Consider the following 19,725-nt stretch of genomic DNA (forward strand, 5'->3'; position numbering starts at 1 on the left):
AAAAGTGAATAGATTCACAATCTCGTCGGCCCGAACCCTATTTGCGTGGGAGCGGGGAGAGTTTCTCAGCCTGCAGACCCATCTTCTTCAAAAGAATAATCATTTGTTCCTTCTCTTCATCACTCAGGCCACTAAAAGCGAGGTGCAGACGCTCCGAATACTTCGGATACATTTCGTTCATCAGATGTTCGCCTTCCGAAGTCAGCTCGGCGAAAATAACCCGGCGGTCGTTTGCGCAAGGCTTGCGCTGCAGGTAGCCGCGTTCCTCGAGCTTGTCGATCACGTAAGTAACATTTCCGCTCTGCAAGAGCAGTTTGGCGCCGATCTGCTGAATGGGTTGTGGCCCCTTATAGTAGAGGACCTCCATAACAGCAAAAGCAGTGGGATTGAAACCTTCAATCTTGCTTCCGGTAACGGCATGCTCGTTGATGCTCTTGAAAGACTTGGCAAAAACCCGGTACAAATGCAATGTCAGTTGAGTATCGCGTTCATAGGATTGTATCATGCTTCTCCACCCTCTATCGTTATCGTTAATCGTACGGGTTGCCCCGTACGGTACTAAATCATGGCTTGAATTGCACGGTTTAGCCGTGCAATGACTTGATATAGCTTTACAATACGTCAAACAATGGATCAAGAACATGTGATTTGTCACAATGAGCACACTTTTAATTATTAAAAATCAAACAATTTTTTTAGAGCGCGCAAAAGGTGCATATTGAATTGGTTTTTTTGGTGTACGTCTCCGGTAGGAGGGCATATTCAGCCTCTGGCGCAGCGGAGATTTACTCCCGGGGATTGATGAACAAACCTTTGGACTCCCTTACTATAAATTACAAAGAAGCAAAGATTAGCATGGGGAGTGGAGTAAGTATGAAAGAAGAAAAGCATCAGGAGACACAAACAGAAAGGCTGACAGCGAATAAGCCCTTTATGCTGCTCATTTCGGCGCAGCTTATCTCCAATGTAGGGGACTGGCTGCATCTGCTGGCGCTGCTGACGATGGTTGGCCTGAAATGGCAGGCTACGCCATGGGAAATCACGATGTTATCGCTATGTATGGCCGTGCCGATGCTGCTAGGCGGTCCTTTGGCCGGGTATTTAAGCGATATGATGGACCGCAAAGCCCTCATGATTGGCTCCGACCTCGTCCGTGCAGGGATTGTTATGGGCCTCGTCTTTGCCGGCTCCTTATGGCAGGTATACCTCCTCTTAGTAGCCAAGGGGGTTATGGATATGCTTTTCTCTCCGGCCAAAAGCGGCAAGCTTAAAGAACTGGTTCCCCCGGCGCAGATGGATCAGGCCATCGCTCTCAGTTCTTCTATTGAACAGATTACCAAAATTGTAGGCCCTGCTGCCGGCGGTCTTCTGGTGGCGGCATTCGGGATTTCGGTCTGCTACATTATCGACTCGGCAACCTATCTGCTCTCGGCGCTGATTCTGCTCGCTGTACCGCACGTAGGCAAGTTCAGGACGGAAAGGGGCCAAGTGGCCGGAACAAACCCGCAGGAACGTGGGTCTTTCCGCAAGGAAGCCGGTGCCGGACTGCGCCTGATCGGCATGATGCCGGCGGTGCTCAGCGGAGTCGTTATGCTCGTAGCCGTACTGATGGTGCTGACAATCGCCGATTCCCAGACGGTGACGCTATTCCGCGAAATCCCCGGAGTCAGTGGAGATTTATTAGGCTGGTGCGTGGCTGCCAGCGGCTTGGGCACCCTGTGCGCTGCCTTGGCGATAGGACGGAAGGGCAGCGGCAAACATCCGCTTGTCCTGATGAGCGCCGGGGCTATCCTTATGGGGAGTGTATTCGTCAGTGCCGCTTTAGTGACCGAATACGGGGAAGCTGGCCTTTGGATGAATGTCATGCTGTTCGGCTCATTTACGCTTGCCGGAGCGGGAGCAGGCCTGGTCTTCATCCCCTTTAACTCCATGCTGCAGCGCCGGACTCCGGAAGCATACACAGGCCGTGTCTTTGGTGCCGTCAGCAGCTTGACCAGCGCGGCGGTTATTCTCGGACCGGTAGCCGGAGGTGCGCTGGTGACGGCATCGGGAGCGGTTATAGCATATGTTGTCTCCGGTGTGCTGACGGCACTGCTCGGCGCGGCAATGCTGGTCCTGCGGGCCAGAATTGAGGGTAAAGACAAAAGGGTGCTTCAGGATCTGCAGGAAAGTGTTGCCTGATCATCGTGTAATCTGGGGATCTTTCCTTAAACCGGAGAGGTCTCTTTCCGCACTTCGGGGAAGTAATGTTTGATGATTCTTCCCATTTGTCCGTATAATGGATAAAAAAGAACGGTAATAGCAGCCGGGACACTTGTGAATTGACACTTAGGAGATGGAAGCCGTATGAAAGAGACAGAGTTTGAAGATGAGTCTGCAGAGGGGTTCAAAGCTGAGGGCGAATGGGAAGAGGAAGATATTGTGCTCGATGTTTCCATTGAGGAAGCCGGTTACGAAGCGGGCGACAAACGGATTTCAGATGTTTCTTTCCAGGTGCGGCGCGGCCAGCTGCTGGGATTGATCGGACCAAACGGAGCAGGGAAAAGCACTACCATCAAGACGCTGCTCGGCTTGTTGAAATATGCCAAGGCTAAAGTGATTATCGGCGGAGAGAGTCAATCGTATGCATACGTGCCGGAACAGCCGGTATTTTACGAGGACCTGACACTGTGGGAGCATCTCGATTTGGCAGCCGCAGCCTACGGTTTGAGCTACGAGACTTTTGTGGCCACCGCCGAGAAGCTTCTGGTGCAGTTCGGTATGGGAAATGTGCGCGATGACCTGCCTGCAGGCTTCTCCAAAGGTATGAAGCAAAAGATGATGCTGATGCTTGGCTTCCTGGTCCAGCCCGATGTCTACATTGTGGACGAGCCGTTTATCGGGCTTGACCCCCGTGCCACGAAGGATTTCCTGCGTCTCCTGGAGGCCGAGCGGAAGCGCGGTGCGGGCGTTCTGATGTCCACGCATGTACTGGATACTGCGGAGAAAATCTGCGACAGCTTCGTGCTGATCTCCAGCGGGGAAGTAACGGCAACAGGCACTTTGGAGGAAATCCGCGACATTGCCGGATTGCCGGAGGGGTCGTTGTTTGATTGCTTCGACGAATTGACATGAGCAGTCAGGAACAGGCTGTTCTTAACCCTAAAACTTCCGGCAAAAAAGCCGGGTATGCTTTTCCTACGGCTCCGCAGCTGTTCCGGCGGCGCCTGATCTCCCATTGGCGTGAGCAATCGGCGATTATCCGTACGGCGGCCGACTGGACGGTCCTGCTCTACCTCGTTATTCCCGGCGGCCTGCTGGGCGGACGGTTCTATTTCGGGTTCTGGAGCGGGGAAATGCCAACATGGACGACCGCGATCCCCTTTATGCTGCTTCCGCTGCTGCTGGCGGCTCTAATTGCTACCGGAGGTATGGTGCTGCTGCTCCAGGAAGGGGATTCGTTGTTTCTCAGGCAGCGGCAAAACTGGATCAGAAGCATTATGCTGCGGGGGCTTCTGTATAGTCTTGCCGTAACAGCCCTCAAGATGGCTGCGGTATTTGCTATTCTGCTGCCCTTCATCGTCCGGGGGTATGGACTCAGTGGGGCAGCTGCCGCATCGCTACTTGCAATGACCATAACCTGCAGCTGGTGCGTCAAACTGCTGGGACACCTTGTTAAAGTACAGCGCCAGGGCTTCCGCCGCTGGCTGTGGCTCATTCCGGCCGTGACCGTCCCCTGTGCCGCTTATGTCAGGGCTGCTATTTATTGGGACAGCCAGTCCTTGCTCCTGCTGGCAGCCGCCGCCGTATATGGTGCTGTGGTTGTATGGGCCATACGCTTCCGCTTGCGGCTGCACGCAACCTTTATGAGCGATGTGCGGGAAGACTACAAGCAGCGGATGAGAATCGCCGGTTTATTGCTGCGCGGCGTGCTTGATAAACCGCGCCCCACACGCTTTAAACCATGGATTTTCCGCAAATCACAACCGCTCCTGGCTTCGAAGCAGCCGGAGAGCCGCTTCGCGGCGGCAGGCATTAAAGCACTTGTGCGCAATCCGGCACACCTGAAGCTCTACTTTGCGTTCATGGGCGTTTCCATGGTAGCTATTTTTATCGTTCCAGGGGTTTTGAAATGGGGATTGCTCATTATTCTGGCGTTATTAATGGCCTACTGGCTGACTTCTTTCTGGTTATTGTTTGCAGGGGACGACTACATCGGGATCCTGCCCTTTACCAAAGCTCAGAAAGCCGATGCCGGTTCCGCAGCAATACCGATTCTGCTAGTTCCATATACAGCAATCTGTTCTGGTGTGGTGTGCATTCCTTTGTATGGATGGTGGGGGCTTCTGCTGTTTATTCCACTTGGTTATTTAATCGGGATGTTCATTGCCAGAATGTTCAGCACGATGCGGTTTCAGAGATAGGTGCCGCAGACCTGCTAAATACAAAACAGCGTTACTTGCGGATTTACGCAAGTAACGCTGTTTTTAAATGTTCGCCCGGCATGGGCGATGACTTGGCGGGTTTAGTAGTCCTAGACGGTGGACGCCCCCTTGCTTTTAATGCTGTCCAGCTGCATGTTTGCCTGCTGTGTAACCTGTGGAGAAAGCAGCGGTAATATTGTAGCCGCCAGTATAACCGTGAATATCCAGCACCTCACCGCAAAAATAAAGTCCCTGCATAAGCTTAGACTCCATCGTCTTGGGATCAATTTCCTTCAGATTGACACCTCCGCCGGTAACAAAAGCTTCAGCCAGAGACCGGGTGCCGTGAACATAGACCGGCATCCGTTTCAGAAGGGCGGCCAGCGCTTGCAAGGCGCTTTTGGGAAGATGATGGCCGGTGATATCTCCGTCCACCCCGGCTTTGGCCAGCAGCAGCGGAATGAGGCGCTCCGGAATCAAACCTTTCAAGGAATTACGGATGGCCTTCTTAGGCTCCAATTCCAGCTTGTTCTGCAGCTGGGACTCCACCTCCTGCGGGTGATGGTCGGGAAAAAGGTCGATGGACAGCTCAACTGTGTCCGTTCCGGATTTGCGCTGGACCTGGCTCAGGAACTGGCTGCACCGCAGCGCAATCGGGCCGGACAGCCCGAAATGAGTGAAGATCATATCTCCCCGGTGGGAGATCACCCTCTTGCCTTTGGGATTCCAGACGCTCAGCGTCACATCCCGCAGGGACAACCCCTGAAGTTCCCCTGACTTGATCCATTCCTCCCTAGAAACAATGGGCACTTCCGTTGGGAACAGTTCCGTAATTGTATGTCCGGCGGTGATCGCCCAAGGATAGCCGTCCCCGGTGGAACCGGTCTGAGGCACAGATTTGCCTCCCGTGGCGATTACGACAGCGCCAGCGGCAACCCCCTTGCCTGATTTCAGGCGGACTCCTTCTACTTTACTGTCTCCGTACAGGACCTCCTGCACCGGGCTATCCGTCATAATCTGCACACCCAGGCTGCGAACTTTGCCGATTAGAGCGGAAACGACGCTGGAGGCCTTGTCCGACACGGGAAACATCCGCCCGTTGTCTTCCTCTTTCAGGGCGATGCCCAAATCTTCAAAGAATTCTACAATATCGCGATTATTAAAATGATCAAACGCGCTGTATAAAAAGCGGCCGTTGCCCGGAATATGGGCAATAAGCTCGGAAGTTTCCTTGACGTTGGTTACATTGCAGCGCCCGCCGCCCGAGATTCCAAGCTTCCGGCCCAGCTTGGCCCCTTTATCAATTAATAATACGGAGGCGCCGTGCTCTGCCGCGGCCACGCTGGCCATCAGTCCGGAGGGGCCGCCTCCAATGACGATCACATCATAGTTGCTCATGAATCTGCTCCTTTACATGCTTAAGGAATAGCGAATTTCAGCATTTTCGGTATTCTACTAACGGCATCATACCATTCCGGCCGCGGTGTAGCCAGACCTGTGAAACCGGTAAGTGATTATCGTTGTCAGAAGAGCCTGGCTGTGCTTTAATCTAAGGGGACAGGGTAATTTGTCCAACTTGGGGAGTGATTGCAATTTTAGATGCGGTAAAGGATATTTTATTGCAAATCTTATCTGCCAGTTCCTTTATATTTCTGTTTCAATGGTGGCTGGACCAAAGCCACATTATACGCAGAAATCGGCAATTTCCGGATGATCAGGCTTTGCTGATTATTTGCTGTGCCATTAGCATTACCCTCTGTACCATTTTCTCAACAACATTATTCGGGGTTGTTTATTTGAATTTAGCTATATTGCCCGCTTATATCGGTATATTATATGGCAATTTCCGCTCCGGGATAAGCCTGGCTGCTTTTTTTATGCTCTGCACGGCTCTGTTTTCGGTACCACCGGGAATCGGCAATATGGTAGTTAATATTGGGGTTCTTATGTTTCCGCTATTGTTTGGCTTTGTCCGGCCTTTTAAGAAGGGAAAGATTATTCAGAAGATAGGCGTGCTATGGGCCGTTCTGGCTCCCAGCATGCTCTTTATTGTGCTCGTGCCCAAAATGAAGGGCAGGAATATATATGAAACCCTTTCGGCAGATACCTTGCTGGTAACGTTATATCTGTTTATTACTATTATGCTCGGCGGATTATTTATATTTTGTATCGAAACCGCTTGGGATAAGCTTCAAATCAAGGAGCAGATGAAGGGGATCTCCGAGAAATTCAAGCTGGAATCAGAGAAGCTTCAGCAGATTACCGACGCAGTACAGCTGAATATTATGTCGATGGATGACAGCGGGTATGTGACAGAACTTAACGAATTTATGCTCAAGCTGATTCATCGCCATTATCCTGAACTGACAAGGGAGACTATAATGTCCCAGCCCGCAGGCCAGCTTTTCAGAAAATATATTGATGAGCAGACCTATTCCCGGCTGGAGAACATCGTCCGCAGCAAACAACGCACCAATGCCAAAATTACATGTGCAACGAGTACATATCAAATTTATACGGAGCCTCTGCCGCAGGATTCCGGAATTCCTGGCGGCATTGTGATGATCGTTAAGGATCTGACCGAGGAGGCGAAACTCCGCAGCGAGCTTGATAATGTAGAGCGGCTAACGCTGGTTGGACAGATGGCTGCAGGCATCACGCATGAGATCCGCAATCCCATGGCAGTCGTTCGCGGATTTCTCCAGCTTATGAGAGAGAAGAGTCCGGGAGAGCTGGATTCATACTACCAGATCGTAATGGATGAGCTAGACCGGGCCAACGCCATCATCAATGACTTTCTGTCCCTGGCACAGACCCGTGTATCGGATAAAGAAATGGTGCAACTTCATCTTATAGTAGAAGAGCTGAGTCCTTTGATCTGGGCGGATGCCAATCTCCGGGGCCAGAGCATTGAACTCCGGCTAAACCCGTCATTGCTTCTGCTGATGCTGAATGTCAGGGAGATTAAGCAACTTGTCCTTAATCTGGCCCGCAACGGGATGGAGGCCATGGACCCGAAGGGGGTGTTGACCTTGGAGACACGTGTGAATGAGGATAGAGTTGAGCTGATGATTAAGGACACTGGAGGCGGAATTTCAACAAGCCAGATTGAGAATTTATTTGTCCCCTTCTTCACAACAAAAAATCATGGAACCGGGCTCGGGTTATCGCTTTGTCTGAGTATTGCCGAGCGGCATAACGGAAAGATCGCGGTTGAATCGCAGGAGGGCGTGGGCACAGTGTTCACTGTATCCTTTCCTTTTGAGAAGGAAGAAAACGCAGCAACGACTAGGCTTCTGAAGTGAACGTCCCGTGATAGAGGCACAAGTCACAGACGATGGGCTCCGCAGCAGCAGCAGGTCTCTCCCTTGCTTTCACAGAGTATGCATGTATAATAAAGTTAGTAAGTGCTGCTGTAATGCAGCCTGACCAAACACTTTACAAGGCAAAGGAGAGTGCAGAGGAATGTCCATGTCATTTAATCAATATATGAGAGATTCAATTCAGCCTATGCGTGATGACCTGACAAGTATCGGGTTCCAGGAGTTGTTGACTCCAGAAGAGGTGGAAACCACTCTTCCAACCGCAAAGGGGACGTCGCTTGTTGTCGTCAATTCTGTATGCGGCTGTGCAGCCGGCCAATGCCGTCCTGGTGTAGCCCAAGCTTTGCAGAACGAAATTCTGCCGGATCATCTGTTCACCGTGTTCGCCGGACAGGAGAAGGAAGCCACTGCCAAAGCGCGTGAATACTTCGCTCCATATCCGCCTTCTTCACCATCTATCGCTTTGATGAAGGATGGGGAGCTTGTTCATTTTATTGAGCGTCATGGGGTAGAAGACCGTTCAGCTGCCGAAATCGCTGCTGAATTGAAGGAAGTATTCAACCGTTTGTGCCAGTAATAGCGGTTAATTCATAGGATCTCGCGGTGGCCGGCAATCCGGCTGCTGCGGGATTTTTTCAAAATATAAGAATTGATATGTTCAAAGTGATGAAACGGGGTGTGGTTTGTGAGCTTGCAAGAAGAGATTATTGCTGCCCTCGGCGTAAAGCCGGCCATTGATGAAGAGGCAGAGGTACGGAGGCGTGTCGATTTCCTGAAAGCATATGTACGGCAGGCAGGAGCAAAAGGGCTGCTCATAGCGATCAGCGGCGGGGTCGACAGTGCGGTGGCAACAGGCCTATGCAAACGGGCAACCGATGAGCTGACCGCAGAAGAAGGCAAGGAGTACATCACCCTTGGCGTATTTCAGCCTTACGGTGTTCAGGAGGATATCGAGCACAGTTATGCGGTTGCTGAAGCTTTTGAACTGACACATAGGGTTGAGACCAATATTGAAGAAGCTGTTAACGAGATCGCACTTGAGGTCGAACATAGCCTGAAAGCGCTGGGCCAGCACCGTCACATTACACATCAGGGCAAAGGCAATGTGAAGGCGAGAACCCGCATGGTTATGCAGTACGCGCTCTCCTTCGAGAATAATCTGCTGGTAGTAGGAACGGATCATGCCTCCGAGGCCATCACCGGATTTTACACCAAATGGGGCGATGGCGCAGTCGATATTACACCGCTGAGCTCGCTGAACAAGCGCCAGGTACGCCAGCTCGCAGCCTATCTGGGAGTACCGGCGGATATCGTGACCAAAGCACCGACGGCCGGCCTCTGGCCCGGACAGACGGATGAAACCGAGCTGGGTATTACGTATGATGACAACAGCGACTATCTGGAGGGCAAACAGGTCAGCCCTGAGGTTGCCGGGAAACTGGAAGCTTATTACCGGAGAACGGCGCACAAGCGCAATGTAATACCGGGCATCTAGAAGGAGAAGTTTATACAAAAACCGCCGGAGAATCTGTGTGTATACTCAGACTTTCCGGCGGTTTTGTGTGTAGTATTATATGATATGGCGGTCTTCCGTTGGCGGCGGGCCGGTGGTCATCCCGCTAGTACGCTGCGGATAAATTCGCGGGTAGCGCCGATCGCCTGTTCCAGCTGCGGAGTGGTCCCGGCAAAAGGATGGACACTGCCAAAGGTATGATTGCCCTCCGGAATTTGCACCCGCTCTATATCGGGCCGGAGGTTGACCAATTGCTCCGAGCCGCGGCGCAGCCGTTCGCTATCCTGGGTTCCCTGAATGAGGACAACGGGGAAAGCGGCAGTTTTCATTCGCTCCAGAAGATTGTAGCGCCCGGCTTGCCGCTCCAGATCTTCAATAATGACGGCATCGAGCGGCATTTGCTGACCCGTGCGGCCATTGAGTACATGAGTCCGGCCGCTTTGTTTCATTTCGCGTTTTTGTTCATCTGTGAACAAATCCAGATCGGTGATTCCGTTCCAGGAGATGACTCCTGCAATCTCCTCGGGGTGGTCCAGTGCGTATAGCAGACAATCGCCGCCGCCGCGGCTGTGACCCAGCAGGAATAAGGGCAGGCTGCCAAATTTATGATGCTGGCTGAGATAGGAAAGCAGGATCTCCATGTCTTTGATCTCGCGGTTATAGGTATTGCGGGCGAACTTCTCAAGCTCGGTGAAATTCTGCAGATCCTCGCCGATTCCCGCATGGGAGAAATTGAAGGAGATCACTTCATGCTCCTGGCTGAGCGCGGCTGCGAGGTAAGGGAACATTCCCCAATCCTTAAAGCCCTTGTATCCGTGGGCAATAACAATCAAACTATTGGCTTTGCCTTGAGCTGGAAAATGTGAGCAGCGCAGGACGGCATCTTCTCCGGCAGGCAACTGAAAATTGCGGTTCATCGGTCAATTCCCCTCTCTTTAGCAGAGATTATTATGTCTTCTTAATATAGAATTGAGATTCTGTGGTTAAGATTCATGATGAGGGAAGTAGCAGGATAGACTTCGGCGGTTTTTTCTTTTAAGATAGCAGAAAGAATCCGGGACAACTATAATCTATATGATTTAAGGACAATGTATATGAAGATCATACCATTAACAAAGCTATTAAGGATAGCTATCAGATTCAAGCGGTTTATGACTGCACGTCCATAAGGAGCGTGGGATTTTGATATACGGGATCGGGCATGATGTGCTGGAAATCCAGCGGATTGAAGCATTAATGAATAAAGGATCTGGAGCGAAGTTTATCCGGCGCATCCTTACAGAGGCAGAGCTTGAGCTTCTGGAGCGGCGGGGCGGCAATGCTGCGGAGTTCATAGCCGGGCGGTTCGCGGCCAAGGAGGCGGTTGTGAAAGCGCTCGGCTGCGGCATCGGCCGGGAAGTGGGATTTCAGGATATTCAGATTCTGCCGGATGCATATGGCAAACCGATAGTTACACTCTCGGAGGAGGCCTGGGAACGGCTCCGGCTGAAAGGCCGGGAGTACCTCATTCATCTCACCATTACCCACAGCCGCGAGCTGGCTTCGACCTTTGCGGTAATGGAACGGAGGGTTTGAGCGGCAAGGAAAGCTGGAGCTTACAGCATGGGACTTGAATGAACTGACGGGCCGTGACTCCACTGATGCCCGTGTGAAGTAAATATAAGAATCAAGGAGAATAAATGATGACAACGCATGAACAACAGGAGCAGGCGCAGCAAGACACTAAGTTGTTTTTTAGCCGTAATCTGCTTGAATGGTACCATGGGCAGAAACGTGATTTGCCTTGGCGGCGCCATCGCAATCCGTATTATATCTGGATCTCGGAAATTATGCTGCAGCAGACGAGAGTCGATACGGTTATTCCGTATTTCAACCGCTTCATTGAGCGGTTTCCTACGGTGGAATCGCTTGCCGACGCACCGGAGGAGGATGTGCTGAAATGCTGGGAGGGTCTTGGCTACTATTCCCGTGCACGGAATCTTCAGCATGCCGCGCGGCAGGTGAAGGAACAATACGGCGGAATGGTTCCGAATGACCGCGATGCCGTATTCAGCCTTAAAGGGGTTGGCCCCTATACGGCAGGAGCCATTCTCAGCATTGCGTTCAACCGGCCTGAACCTGCGGTGGACGGAAATGTGATGCGGGTATTGTCCCGCTATTTCCTGATGGAGGATGACATCGCTAAGGGGCCGACGCGGGTGAAGATGGAGCGGCTGGCGGCGGAGCTGATCCCGGAGGGGGAGGCTTCGCATTTCAACCAGGCGCTAATGGAGCTCGGGGCACTCGTCTGCACGCCCAAATCACCGCGCTGTCTGCCTTGCCCGGTGATGGAGCACTGTGCTGCGCGCCTGGCGGGCTGCGAGACTTCGCTGCCCGTCAAGACCAAGGCCAAGCCGCCGCGCCCCGAGGAGCGGCTGGCGGCCCTCGTTACGGGCCGCGGCGAGCACGCGGGCCGGGTGCTGATCCGGCAGCGGCCATCCAGCGGGCTTTTGGCCCGCATGTGGGAGCTGCCGCACTGGCCGGCGCCGCCTGCGGAGGGCGGCGCTTCCGCTGCGCTGCTGCCTGAGGCGGCAGCGCTGGACCGGCTGCGCCGGTCACTGCGGCAGGCCGGGATCTTCGCCCGGCCTGCAGAGCACTGGATGGCTGCGGAACATACGTTCAGCCATATCGTGTGGACCCTGCAGGTGTACCGCTGCAGGGAAGAGGACGCCCCGGCGCTGCCGCTGGCGGCGGAGGGACGGGCGGCATACGCAGCTGCCGCCGTGCCCACGGATGGCGGTGCTGCACCCGCAGATGGCACACAAGGCGGTGCTGCATCTGTAGAAGGTCCGCAAGGCGGTGCTGTGTCTGTAAATGGCACACCAGGCACTATTGCGCCCGCAGATGGCACGCAAGCTGGTGCTCCACCCGCAGATGGCACGCAAGCTGGTGCTGTACTGGCCTCAGGCATGCCGGCAGCCAGTGTTGTGCGTGCTATGGACACGCCAGATGCGTATGCGGTTGATCTCTTCTCCGCCGCGGACAGCCCGGTCGAGCAGTTCGCAGACGGCAGCGGAAATCCGGAGGATGCCGGAGCCGTGCGGTGGATTAACCGCGAGGACATGGCGAACTACGCCTTTCCGAACGTTTTCTTGAAGCTGCTTAACCATTATTTCGATGAGCTGGAAGCACAGAAGCTGTAAGACTGGAGAAGAGTGGCTTGAAGAGGGAAATAGGGGGAATAGGACTGAATAAGCTGGCAGAACGGGCGGTAAATGGGGTTCTAGGGCGAACCGGAGCGAAGCGCGATTACCTGAGAGAGTGAGCACGTGCAGGTAATGAAGCGGAACGGCTTATCAAGGAAACCGGGGCACAGGTAACGTCCTAAGTCTAGAATACTAAACCGAATTGCAGCTGAGCCAACTCGTATCCCCTTCAGGTTCAGGTCGAGACGCAGTTCTGTTGCACTTTTTACAGCAGATGACCCCTAAATTACCCGGAAAATAGAATCTAATGCACTCTGTACAGCAGAATCTAGTAGAATAGGCGTTTTTGGCGATAAATCCAGAAATCTGTTGTACAAAATACAGCAGAATGTCATTTATTGCTGAGCAATGAGCATTTTACTGCAGAAAGTGCAATCACATAAAAATGCCTGATAGCAATCAGACATAAGCGCTACGGATCAAGTTCAGTCTAAATAACAATTGGTTTGTACAAAAACATTCGCTACTGTAGCGCGCTAAGCGTACGCTGCCGCATCAACTTTGGGCCTATCAATGAAAAACGGCTGCGCCATGTCCTAACCGGACACGGCGCAGCCGTTTTCACATCTAGGGATAAGGTGTAAGCTGGACACCGCACCCTGCGTACAGCAACGGCCCCATCCTTAAAAAAGGACGGGGCCGTTTAAGTTATAGATTAGAGTAGGCTGAGCGAGGCGCGGCGATGTCGCCGCAGTTCCTTACTTCGCGCTTTCGTAACGTTTGCCGACTTCTTCCCAGTTTACTACATTCCAGAAGGCTTTGATGTAGTCAGGGCGTTTGTTTTGATAGTTCAGGTAGTAAGCATGCTCCCATACATCGAGGCCGAGGATTGGAGTAGCACCTTCACTGATTGGGTTGTCTTGGTTCGGTGTGCTTGTTACAGCAAGTTTGCCGTCCTTAACCACGAGCCAAGCCCAGCCGCTGCCGAAACGGGTAGTTGCTGCAGTAGCAAAATCTTCTTTGAATTTGTCGAATCCGCCCAGCTCGCTGTCAATCGCAGCTGCCAGTGTACCTGTAGGTGCGCCGCCGGCGTTTGGTCCGATGACTTCCCAGAACAGGGTATGGTTTGCGTGTCCACCACCGTTGTTGCGAACAGCAGTGCGGATGGCTTCAGGTACAGCGTTCAGGTCGGTGAGAAGCTCTTCGATGCTCTTGTTTTGAAGTTCAGGTGCTTTTTCCAGAGCGGCGTTCAGGTTCGTCACATAAGTATTATGGTGCCTGTCATGATGAATCTCCATCGTCAATGCGTCGATGTGCGGTTCAAGAGCGTTGTTCGGATAAGGAAGTGCCGGTAATTGAAATGCCATGGAAAAATCCCTCCTGAGTTTATTAGAATTGTATAGATAAAGAATTTTGGCAGTCTTGACGTCAAAACCCCTTATTTCCAATGCCTCTTATTGGTTATATCCGATAAGATACTTTTATTAAACCGTATCTGGAACAATAATGCAACATTAAACAAACATAAACGTTTAAAAAGTTGCGATCTAACAAACCTGACCGGAAGTGTAAATGCTGTGTTAAACTTATAGAATTCCGTGGAGACTTTGCTTTTATACCTTTGAATTTACCTTTATAAAGAAAATATGTAAACATGTTTCATGAAAACGCTTCATATCAAGCGCTTTCAAAAGAAAAATGGTGATATCGCGAGAAAAGTGTGCTTTAATAGAGTCAAAAGCAGGTATTCCTCGGTTTTTGGAGATTAGAGAAGTTACCGACTATTTTACATTGGGTTAATACTTCTTTGATCGCAAGAAAAGCTGCTTGAAATGATGGATTCGACAACATCCTCGAAATTCATCCATTTTTGCTTTTCTGATGCCTTTTTTCCTCTTTATACTGTTACGGGAACTCCTTCTTTTTGTTAAATTCTAAGCCATAGAAAAGGGAGATTTTAAAGAATGCACGTTCGTTCCTTTCAATTAAGCGACGTTACCCCTGTGACTGAACTGCTGCAGAGCGCATTATCGGAAGAATGTTTTGAAAGTACGATCGAGCCCTTCTCCAGACAGCTTTCTTGGGATTCAGATCTCATTGTAGTTGCTGAGGATGAAGAAGAAATTGTTGGTGCGCTGATAGGTACAATCGAGAAGAACCACGGCTGTTATTTCCGAATTGCCGTCCATCCCGACTACCGCCGCAGAGGAATCGGCAGAAGTCTTGTAACCGCGATGGAACACAGATTTCAGGCGCGCAAGGTCAGCGGTATTTTCGTAGCCGTTGATGAGCACAATTCCTTCGCACTGCCGCTGTATGAAGCTATGGGATATGACGAGAATCAAATCTTCAAATCAGTACGGAAGCTCAGCATCGTTGGATAATGACCTTTATCTTGGGCGCTGCGTAAGCGGAAACATTTACTAAATAGAGAACTATAGCGACTTGCATAGTCTGATCCATTATACTAAAGCATATCTCCCCGGAGTCCATTGCAAATGGCCGGGAGATATGCTTTTCTATTGTTATAGACTTGATCTACCAATCTGGGCAAGAAGGTGGCATATGGACCGGGAGCTTGAAGGGGAATTCATGCGAAGCCGCAAGCAAAGATACAGATCTGTCACACATCACGGTTCCAAACTGCAGCCGGGAAACAGATGGATTCTAGAACTGCGGGATTGGGTAATCACCGCGGCAATTGTATTTGGGTTCATGTCGCTTTTGAATTTATTTATTTTCAATATTTCTACTGTGGTCGGCCAGTCCATGCAGCCTACGCTGGTTGAGGGGGAGAAGCTGATCATTAACAAGATCACTTTGAGCTTTGCGAACCCGTCGCGGGGAGATGTTATTGTGCTGCATGATCCCAGCACCGGCCCGGACCGCAAGGAATATCTGGTGAAACGCGTCATTGGGATACCCGGTGATTTCATAGAGGTGCAGGGCCATAAACTGTACGTTAACGGAGAAATGGCCGATGAGCCTTATATTGATACGGAAATTCAGGATCCTGATTTTTCGGGGCTGACTGTCGAAAAGGGAAACTATTTTGTGATGGGCGATAACCGGCATGCCGGAGCCAGTAAGGACAGCCGTTACTTTGGCACCGTCCCGCAGAAGAGTATTGTCGGCAAGGCAGTTTATATCTGGTGGCCGCTCTCCAAACTGAATTCATTATAAGAGAAGGTGAAGGCGGAAATGAACATTAAAACTCAGTCATCCTATGCTCCTCCGCCTTCCATATGGGAAGATCTCAAGGCGGAGATCAAGGCTGCCGCTCCGGCACTGGGCATAGATGATATCGGGTTTGCGACGGCGGAGCCGTTTCTATATTTAAAAAATATCCTGCAGGATCACCGGGACAAAGGGTATGAATCCGGTTTTGAAGAGCCTGATTTGGATAAGCGGACTATTCCGGCACTTCCGTCCGGTGAGACACCGCTATCCATTCTGGCCATTGCGGTGGCCTATCCTTCCAAGATGGAGAATCCGCCCAAATCTGAGCCGGGTGCGCGCCGGGGGATTCTGGCCCGGGCTTCCTGGGGCCAGGATTACCATCATGTGCTGCGTGAAGCTCTGGGGAAGCTTGAGGCTTTTATCCGCGAGCGTGTGCCGGATGCCGTGCTGGAGAGTATGGTGGATACTGGCGTGCTGGTAGACAGAGCTGTAGCGGAGCGGGCAGGAATCGGCTTCAGTGCCAAGAACTGTGCGATCATCTCTCCCAAGTGGGGGTCATGGATCTATCTTGGGGAAATGGTGACGAATATTCCGTTTCCCCCGGATGCACCCGTGGAGGAAGGCTGCGGTGAGTGTACGAAGTGTATTGACGCTTGTCCTACCGGGGCACTCGTTGGCCCGGGTCAGCTTAACGCCCAGGCCTGCATTTCCTATTTAACGCAGACCAAAGGGTTCTTAAGCGATGAGTATATGACCAAGATCGGCAACCGGCTGTATGGCTGCGATACCTGCCAGATTGTCTGCCCGATAAATCGCGGGAAGAACTGGAACCATCGCCCGGAGCTGCTGCCTGATCCGGAGATCGTCAAGCCGCTTTTGCTGCCGATTCTTGAGCTCAGCAATCGTGAGTTCAAAGAGAAATTCGGCAGCAGTTCGGCGGCCTGGCGCGGCAAAAAGCCGATCCAGCGCAATGCGATTATCGCGCTTGGCAATTTCAAAGAGGCTGGCGCTGTACCGAAGCTGACCGAAATTGTGCTGCGGGAGTCACGCCCGGAAATGCGCGGGACTGCGGCCTGGGCGCTTGGGCGCATTGGCGGCGGAGAGGCGCTCGCGGCTGTTGAAGAGGCACTGTTGGCTGAAGGGGACAACCAGGTCCGGGAGATGCTTGAACGGGCGCTGGACAAGCTGCTGAAGCGGGAGGAGAAGGAGAGCGATGAGCAAGCTGGCGGGGGGCAGTCTGGGAACTGAAACTGCTGTGTATTACAGTGAAATGGAATCGCCGATTGGCCCGCTGACCTTATGTGCAACAGAAGCGGGATTATGTCTTATAGAATTCGGGACATTTGCCGGGGGCCGGGAGAACCTGGAGAAATGGCTCAAGGTACAGATTGGAACCGTGATATTAATCGAAGATGAGTCCAGGCTGGAGCAGGCTAAAGCGCAGCTTGAGGCGTATTTTGCCGGAGGACTGCAGGACTTCACGCTGCCTCTGGATATGCGTGGCACGGCCTTCCAGCTTCAGGTATGGGAGGCGCTGCGTGGCATTCCCTACGGAGAGTCCGCTTCCTATAAGGATATTGCTGTGCGGATCGGCAATCCGCAGGCTGTGCGCGCTGTAGGCGGAGCTAATAACCGCAATCCTGTTCCGGTAATTGTGCCGTGCCACCGGGTAATCGGTGCGGGAGGAACGCTGGTCGGCTACGCCGGGGGCCTTGCGATTAAGACCCGGCTGCTGCAGCTCGAAGCAGAGCACGCCCGCCCGGATGACACTGGAACCTACCTCTTCTGACTCATGGGATTTACCAATTGCTGTCCAGTTCTTGAAATGCTATGATAGATTCGCATGCCCGCAGCGGGCGCTGCAGACAATTGAGTACAAAGGTGGATTCCAGATGAATATTGTATGGCCTATTATTACGCTTGTTGTTGGTCTGATCGGCGGATTCTTTATCGGTGTATATTATCTACGCAGACAAATGACAACGATGCAAAATGATCCGGAAATGCTGCAGAAGGTTGCGAAGCAAATGGGTTACAACCTGAACGGCAAGCAAATGCAGCGTGCACAGCAAATGATGAAGAACAATAATCAGCCAGGACGTGCTCCTGTTGCAAACAAAGGGCAGCGGCGCAAGGGAAAGTAACACGGCCCGGATAGATGAAGGTATACGCGGGTGCGGAAGGGGGAGGTTTCATGGGGGGCATCAAGGAATACGTAAACGGCAAGGTCTCGGTGAACCGCGAGCAGATCGAGTACCATGTTGAGAAGATATTGGAGTTAATCGGAGAGGACACCGGCCGTGAAGGGCTGTTGGAAACACCGGCACGGGTCACGCGGATGTACGAGGAGATATTTGGCGGTTATTCAATAGATCCCCGGGAGGCGCTTGGTGTAACTTTTGATGAATCCCACGAAGAGCTTGTCATTGTAAAGGATATCGTCTATTACAGCCAATGCGAGCATCACATGGCTCCTTTCTTCGGCAAAGTGCATATCGGCTACGTCCCAAGCGGGCGTATTGCCGGACTAAGCAAACTGGCCCGTCTCGTTGAAGCGGTTAGCCGGCGTCTGCAGGTACAGGAGCGGATCACGACTCAAATTGCCGACATCATGACCGAGGTGCTGAATCCTCATGGGGTCATGGTCGTCGTAGAAGGCGAGCATCTGTGCATGTGTGCCCGTGGGGTGAAGAAGCCCGGCAGCAAGACGGTGACCATGGCGACGAGAGGAAGCTTCCGTGAGGAGGCTGCCGCACGCGCGGAGTTTTTGGCTTTGATCAAGGAATAGGATGATAGGGGAGATTCTCCCGGATATGTACACATACAGAGCCCTGCTTTCACTTTAGATGAGAGCAGGGCTCTGTTTATTTCGAAAATCTCAAAAGGGCTGCCAGACCAGCTTGCGGGCGGAGGCATAACGCTGTGAGACATAAGGCCAATTGACGACCTTCCACCAGTCTTGAATATAGGCTGCGCGGTTGTTCTGATGCTTGAGGTAATAGGCATGCTCCCACACATCGAGGGCGAGCAGTGGCACAACATCCCATTGCGACAAATCCTGGTGTTTCTCAGCAGTGAGGATTTCCAGTCTGCGGCTGCGCGGGCTCCAGACAAGAATAGCCCAGCCACCGCCTTCAACCTTATTCGCTGCTTCAGTAAATTGCGCTTTAAAGGCATCATAGCTGCCGAAGCTGCGTTCAATGGCGTCCAGCAAGGCGCCGGTTGGACGCCCGCCGCCTTGTGGAGACATTACGTTCCAGAAGATGGTGTGAAGATAATGCCCGGCACCATTAAAAGCAAGCTCTCGTTCCCAATGTTTGACGAGATCGAAATCGTTGGTTTTGCGGGCTTCTGCCAGCTTAATTTCTGCTTTGTTCAATCCGTCTACGTAGCTTTGGTGATGTTTGTCATGATGGATGGTCATGGTTTTCTCGTCGATATACGGTTCAAGCGCATTATAAGCATAAGGGAGCGGAGGCAGTTTATGCCCGCCTATAGGCACAGAACCGGGTTCGCGGGCTTGGGCTGCCGGGGTTGCCGGCCCAAACCCGTTGCCGCTGCCCTCTGCAGAAGCTACAGACGCAAACTCCGCAGGGTCCGCTGCGCTTTCCCGCATTAGAACGGATACCTGTCCGGGTGTGCTCATTCCCCCCAGAACAGCAAGGAAATACTCGGACTCGCGAATAATATGCAGCAGTACAATAGCAGCCAGCGGCTGGGCTTTCACCGCCTTGCTGCTTTCACACAGTGCGTATAGCTGGCGGATGAACTCATGCGACTGGGAACAGACCGTCTGCAGCAGCAGCTCTGTTTCGGCAGCAAGTTCAAGCTGTCCGGCAAATGCCGGAGTGAGCGAAGTTTCCAGCAGCCGCCGCGCGGCTTGCTCTGTGGCACCAAAGACAACAGCCCATTCATCGAGCAGTTTGACATAAGGCTCTTCCAATTGAGGCACAATTGCTTTGATGACTTCGGTATGCTCTTTCTCCTGGGTCTTCCAAAATACAGTTTCTTCGAGTATTCGTGCTGGCAGCAACGGTCCATATACATATAACATTACATGCAGTCCTCCCGTCCGATATCTTAAACGGTTCATTATATGAGTGGAAGCAGTGTCTTATGTG

The 19,725-nt window shown here is 52.2% G+C and carries 17 protein-coding genes and 1 pseudogene; 13 read left to right on the forward strand and 5 right to left on the reverse strand.

Going from position 1 to position 19,725, the window contains the following annotated elements:
* Positions 1 to 37: 37 nt before the first annotated feature.
* Entirely contained in the window at positions 38 to 505 is a 468-nt protein-coding gene (locus MHI45_RS21890) for a MarR family winged helix-turn-helix transcriptional regulator (protein WP_076112812.1), read from the reverse strand.
* A gap of 368 nt (positions 506 to 873) precedes the next feature.
* Between MHI45_RS21890 and MHI45_RS21895 the strand changes: the two genes are divergently transcribed.
* The 3 genes from MHI45_RS21895 to MHI45_RS21905 all read left to right on the forward strand — a co-directional run bounded on the left by MHI45_RS21895 (position 874) and on the right by MHI45_RS21905 (position 4,403).
* On the forward strand, positions 874 to 2,181 hold the full coding sequence (locus MHI45_RS21895; RefSeq protein ID WP_076112811.1) for an MFS transporter: 1,308 nt from the start codon (positions 874 to 876) through the stop codon (positions 2,179 to 2,181).
* A 165-nt stretch (positions 2,182 to 2,346) separates the two neighbouring features.
* A complete protein-coding gene (locus MHI45_RS21900; protein ID WP_083675808.1) occupies positions 2,347 to 3,114 on the forward strand; it encodes an ABC transporter ATP-binding protein in 768 nt (255 codons plus the stop codon).
* Positions 3,093 to 4,403, forward strand: coding sequence for an ABC transporter permease (locus tag MHI45_RS21905; RefSeq protein WP_144024417.1), 1,311 nt, complete (start codon positions 3,093 to 3,095; stop codon positions 4,401 to 4,403). Before MHI45_RS21900 ends, MHI45_RS21905 begins: the two co-directional genes overlap by 22 nt.
* Before the next feature lie 135 nt (positions 4,404 to 4,538).
* Here MHI45_RS21905 and MHI45_RS21910 read toward each other — a convergent pair whose 3' ends face one another.
* The gene (locus MHI45_RS21910; RefSeq protein ID WP_076112809.1) at positions 4,539 to 5,801 is read right to left on the reverse strand and encodes a BaiN/RdsA family NAD(P)/FAD-dependent oxidoreductase; all 1,263 of its coding nucleotides are present in this window, start codon (positions 5,799 to 5,801) and stop codon (positions 4,539 to 4,541) included.
* Between the two features lie 398 nt (positions 5,802 to 6,199).
* Between MHI45_RS21910 and MHI45_RS21915 the strand changes: the two genes are divergently transcribed.
* The 3 genes from MHI45_RS21915 to nadE all read left to right on the forward strand — a co-directional run bounded on the left by MHI45_RS21915 (position 6,200) and on the right by nadE (position 9,221).
* Positions 6,200 to 7,708, forward strand: coding sequence for an ATP-binding protein (locus MHI45_RS21915; protein WP_144024416.1), 1,509 nt, complete (start codon positions 6,200 to 6,202; stop codon positions 7,706 to 7,708).
* Positions 7,709 to 7,868: 160 nt separating this feature from the next.
* The gene (locus MHI45_RS21920) at positions 7,869 to 8,303 is read left to right on the forward strand and encodes a BrxA/BrxB family bacilliredoxin (protein ID WP_038585544.1); all 435 of its coding nucleotides are present in this window, start codon (positions 7,869 to 7,871) and stop codon (positions 8,301 to 8,303) included.
* 108 nt (positions 8,304 to 8,411) lie between these two features.
* A complete protein-coding gene (gene nadE, locus MHI45_RS21925; protein ID WP_076112808.1) occupies positions 8,412 to 9,221 on the forward strand; it encodes an ammonia-dependent NAD(+) synthetase in 810 nt (269 codons plus the stop codon).
* A 116-nt stretch (positions 9,222 to 9,337) separates the two neighbouring features.
* On the opposite strand, the gene MHI45_RS21930 is transcribed toward nadE, so the two are convergent.
* A complete protein-coding gene (locus MHI45_RS21930) occupies positions 9,338 to 10,156 on the reverse strand; it encodes an alpha/beta hydrolase family protein (RefSeq protein WP_076112807.1) in 819 nt (272 codons plus the stop codon).
* A gap of 265 nt (positions 10,157 to 10,421) precedes the next feature.
* Here MHI45_RS21930 and acpS point away from each other — a divergent pair, with 265 nt between their 5' ends.
* Both acpS and mutY read left to right on the forward strand, forming a co-directional pair.
* On the forward strand, positions 10,422 to 10,814 hold the full coding sequence (gene acpS, locus MHI45_RS21935; RefSeq protein WP_076112806.1) for a holo-ACP synthase: 393 nt from the start codon (positions 10,422 to 10,424) through the stop codon (positions 10,812 to 10,814).
* Positions 10,815 to 10,918: 104 nt separating this feature from the next.
* On the forward strand, positions 10,919 to 12,421 hold the full coding sequence (gene mutY, locus MHI45_RS21940) for an A/G-specific adenine glycosylase (RefSeq protein ID WP_439823183.1): 1,503 nt from the start codon (positions 10,919 to 10,921) through the stop codon (positions 12,419 to 12,421).
* Positions 12,422 to 13,182: 761 nt separating this feature from the next.
* Here mutY and MHI45_RS21945 read toward each other — a convergent pair.
* Positions 13,183 to 13,791: a superoxide dismutase gene (locus MHI45_RS21945; RefSeq protein WP_076112804.1), complete on the reverse strand. Its 609-nt coding sequence runs from the start codon at positions 13,789 to 13,791 to the stop codon at positions 13,183 to 13,185.
* Positions 13,792 to 14,388: 597 nt separating this feature from the next.
* On the opposite strand from MHI45_RS21945, the gene MHI45_RS21950 reads away from it, so the two are divergent.
* The 5 genes and pseudogenes from MHI45_RS21950 (at position 14,389) to folE (ending at position 18,392) form a co-directional block, all read left to right on the forward strand.
* A complete protein-coding gene (locus tag MHI45_RS21950) occupies positions 14,389 to 14,808 on the forward strand; it encodes a GNAT family N-acetyltransferase (protein WP_076112803.1) in 420 nt (139 codons plus the stop codon).
* A gap of 181 nt (positions 14,809 to 14,989) precedes the next feature.
* Positions 14,990 to 15,607: a signal peptidase I gene (gene lepB / locus MHI45_RS21955; RefSeq protein ID WP_083675806.1), complete on the forward strand. Its 618-nt coding sequence runs from the start codon at positions 14,990 to 14,992 to the stop codon at positions 15,605 to 15,607.
* Between the two features lie 18 nt (positions 15,608 to 15,625).
* Positions 15,626 to 17,393, forward strand: a pseudogene (queG, locus tag MHI45_RS21960) (tRNA epoxyqueuosine(34) reductase QueG).
* Between the two features lie 103 nt (positions 17,394 to 17,496).
* Positions 17,497 to 17,748, forward strand: coding sequence for a YneF family protein (locus MHI45_RS21970; protein WP_038585565.1), 252 nt, complete (start codon positions 17,497 to 17,499; stop codon positions 17,746 to 17,748).
* 50 nt (positions 17,749 to 17,798) lie between these two features.
* On the forward strand, positions 17,799 to 18,392 hold the full coding sequence (gene folE, locus MHI45_RS21975) for a GTP cyclohydrolase I FolE (RefSeq protein WP_076112800.1): 594 nt from the start codon (positions 17,799 to 17,801) through the stop codon (positions 18,390 to 18,392).
* A 90-nt stretch (positions 18,393 to 18,482) separates the two neighbouring features.
* Here folE and MHI45_RS21980 read toward each other — a convergent pair whose 3' ends face one another.
* A complete protein-coding gene (locus MHI45_RS21980; RefSeq protein ID WP_076112799.1) occupies positions 18,483 to 19,658 on the reverse strand; it encodes a Fe-Mn family superoxide dismutase in 1,176 nt (391 codons plus the stop codon).
* Between the last annotated feature and the right edge of the window lie 67 nt (positions 19,659 to 19,725).

The sequence above is a fragment of the Paenibacillus sp. FSL H3-0321 genome (assembly GCF_038002865.1).
Lineage (GTDB): Bacteria > Bacillota > Bacilli > Paenibacillales > Paenibacillaceae > Paenibacillus_AQ.

Excerpts from the sequence above, each read along its gene's own strand:
- MHI45_RS21890 (WP_076112812.1), bottom strand. The coding sequence starts at position 505 with ATGATACAATCCTATGAACGCGATACTCAACTGACATTGCATTTGTAC.
- MHI45_RS21895 (WP_076112811.1), top strand. The coding sequence starts at position 874 with ATGAAAGAAGAAAAGCATCAGGAGACACAAACAGAAAGGCTGACAGCG.
- MHI45_RS21900 (WP_083675808.1), top strand. The coding sequence starts at position 2,347 with ATGAAAGAGACAGAGTTTGAAGATGAGTCTGCAGAGGGGTTCAAAGCT.
- MHI45_RS21910 (WP_076112809.1), bottom strand. The coding sequence starts at position 5,801 with ATGAGCAACTATGATGTGATCGTCATTGGAGGCGGCCCCTCCGGACTG.
- MHI45_RS21920 (WP_038585544.1), top strand. The coding sequence starts at position 7,869 with ATGTCCATGTCATTTAATCAATATATGAGAGATTCAATTCAGCCTATG.
- MHI45_RS21930 (WP_076112807.1), bottom strand. The coding sequence starts at position 10,156 with ATGAACCGCAATTTTCAGTTGCCTGCCGGAGAAGATGCCGTCCTGCGC.
- mutY (WP_439823183.1), top strand. The coding sequence starts at position 10,919 with ATGATGACAACGCATGAACAACAGGAGCAGGCGCAGCAAGACACTAAG.
- MHI45_RS21945 (WP_076112804.1), bottom strand. The coding sequence starts at position 13,791 with ATGGCATTTCAATTACCGGCACTTCCTTATCCGAACAACGCTCTTGAA.
- MHI45_RS21950 (WP_076112803.1), top strand. The coding sequence starts at position 14,389 with ATGCACGTTCGTTCCTTTCAATTAAGCGACGTTACCCCTGTGACTGAA.
- lepB (WP_083675806.1), top strand. The coding sequence starts at position 14,990 with ATGGACCGGGAGCTTGAAGGGGAATTCATGCGAAGCCGCAAGCAAAGA.
- MHI45_RS21970 (WP_038585565.1), top strand. The coding sequence starts at position 17,497 with ATGAATATTGTATGGCCTATTATTACGCTTGTTGTTGGTCTGATCGGC.
- folE (WP_076112800.1), top strand. The coding sequence starts at position 17,799 with ATGGGGGGCATCAAGGAATACGTAAACGGCAAGGTCTCGGTGAACCGC.
- MHI45_RS21980 (WP_076112799.1), bottom strand. The coding sequence starts at position 19,658 with ATGTTATATGTATATGGACCGTTGCTGCCAGCACGAATACTCGAAGAA.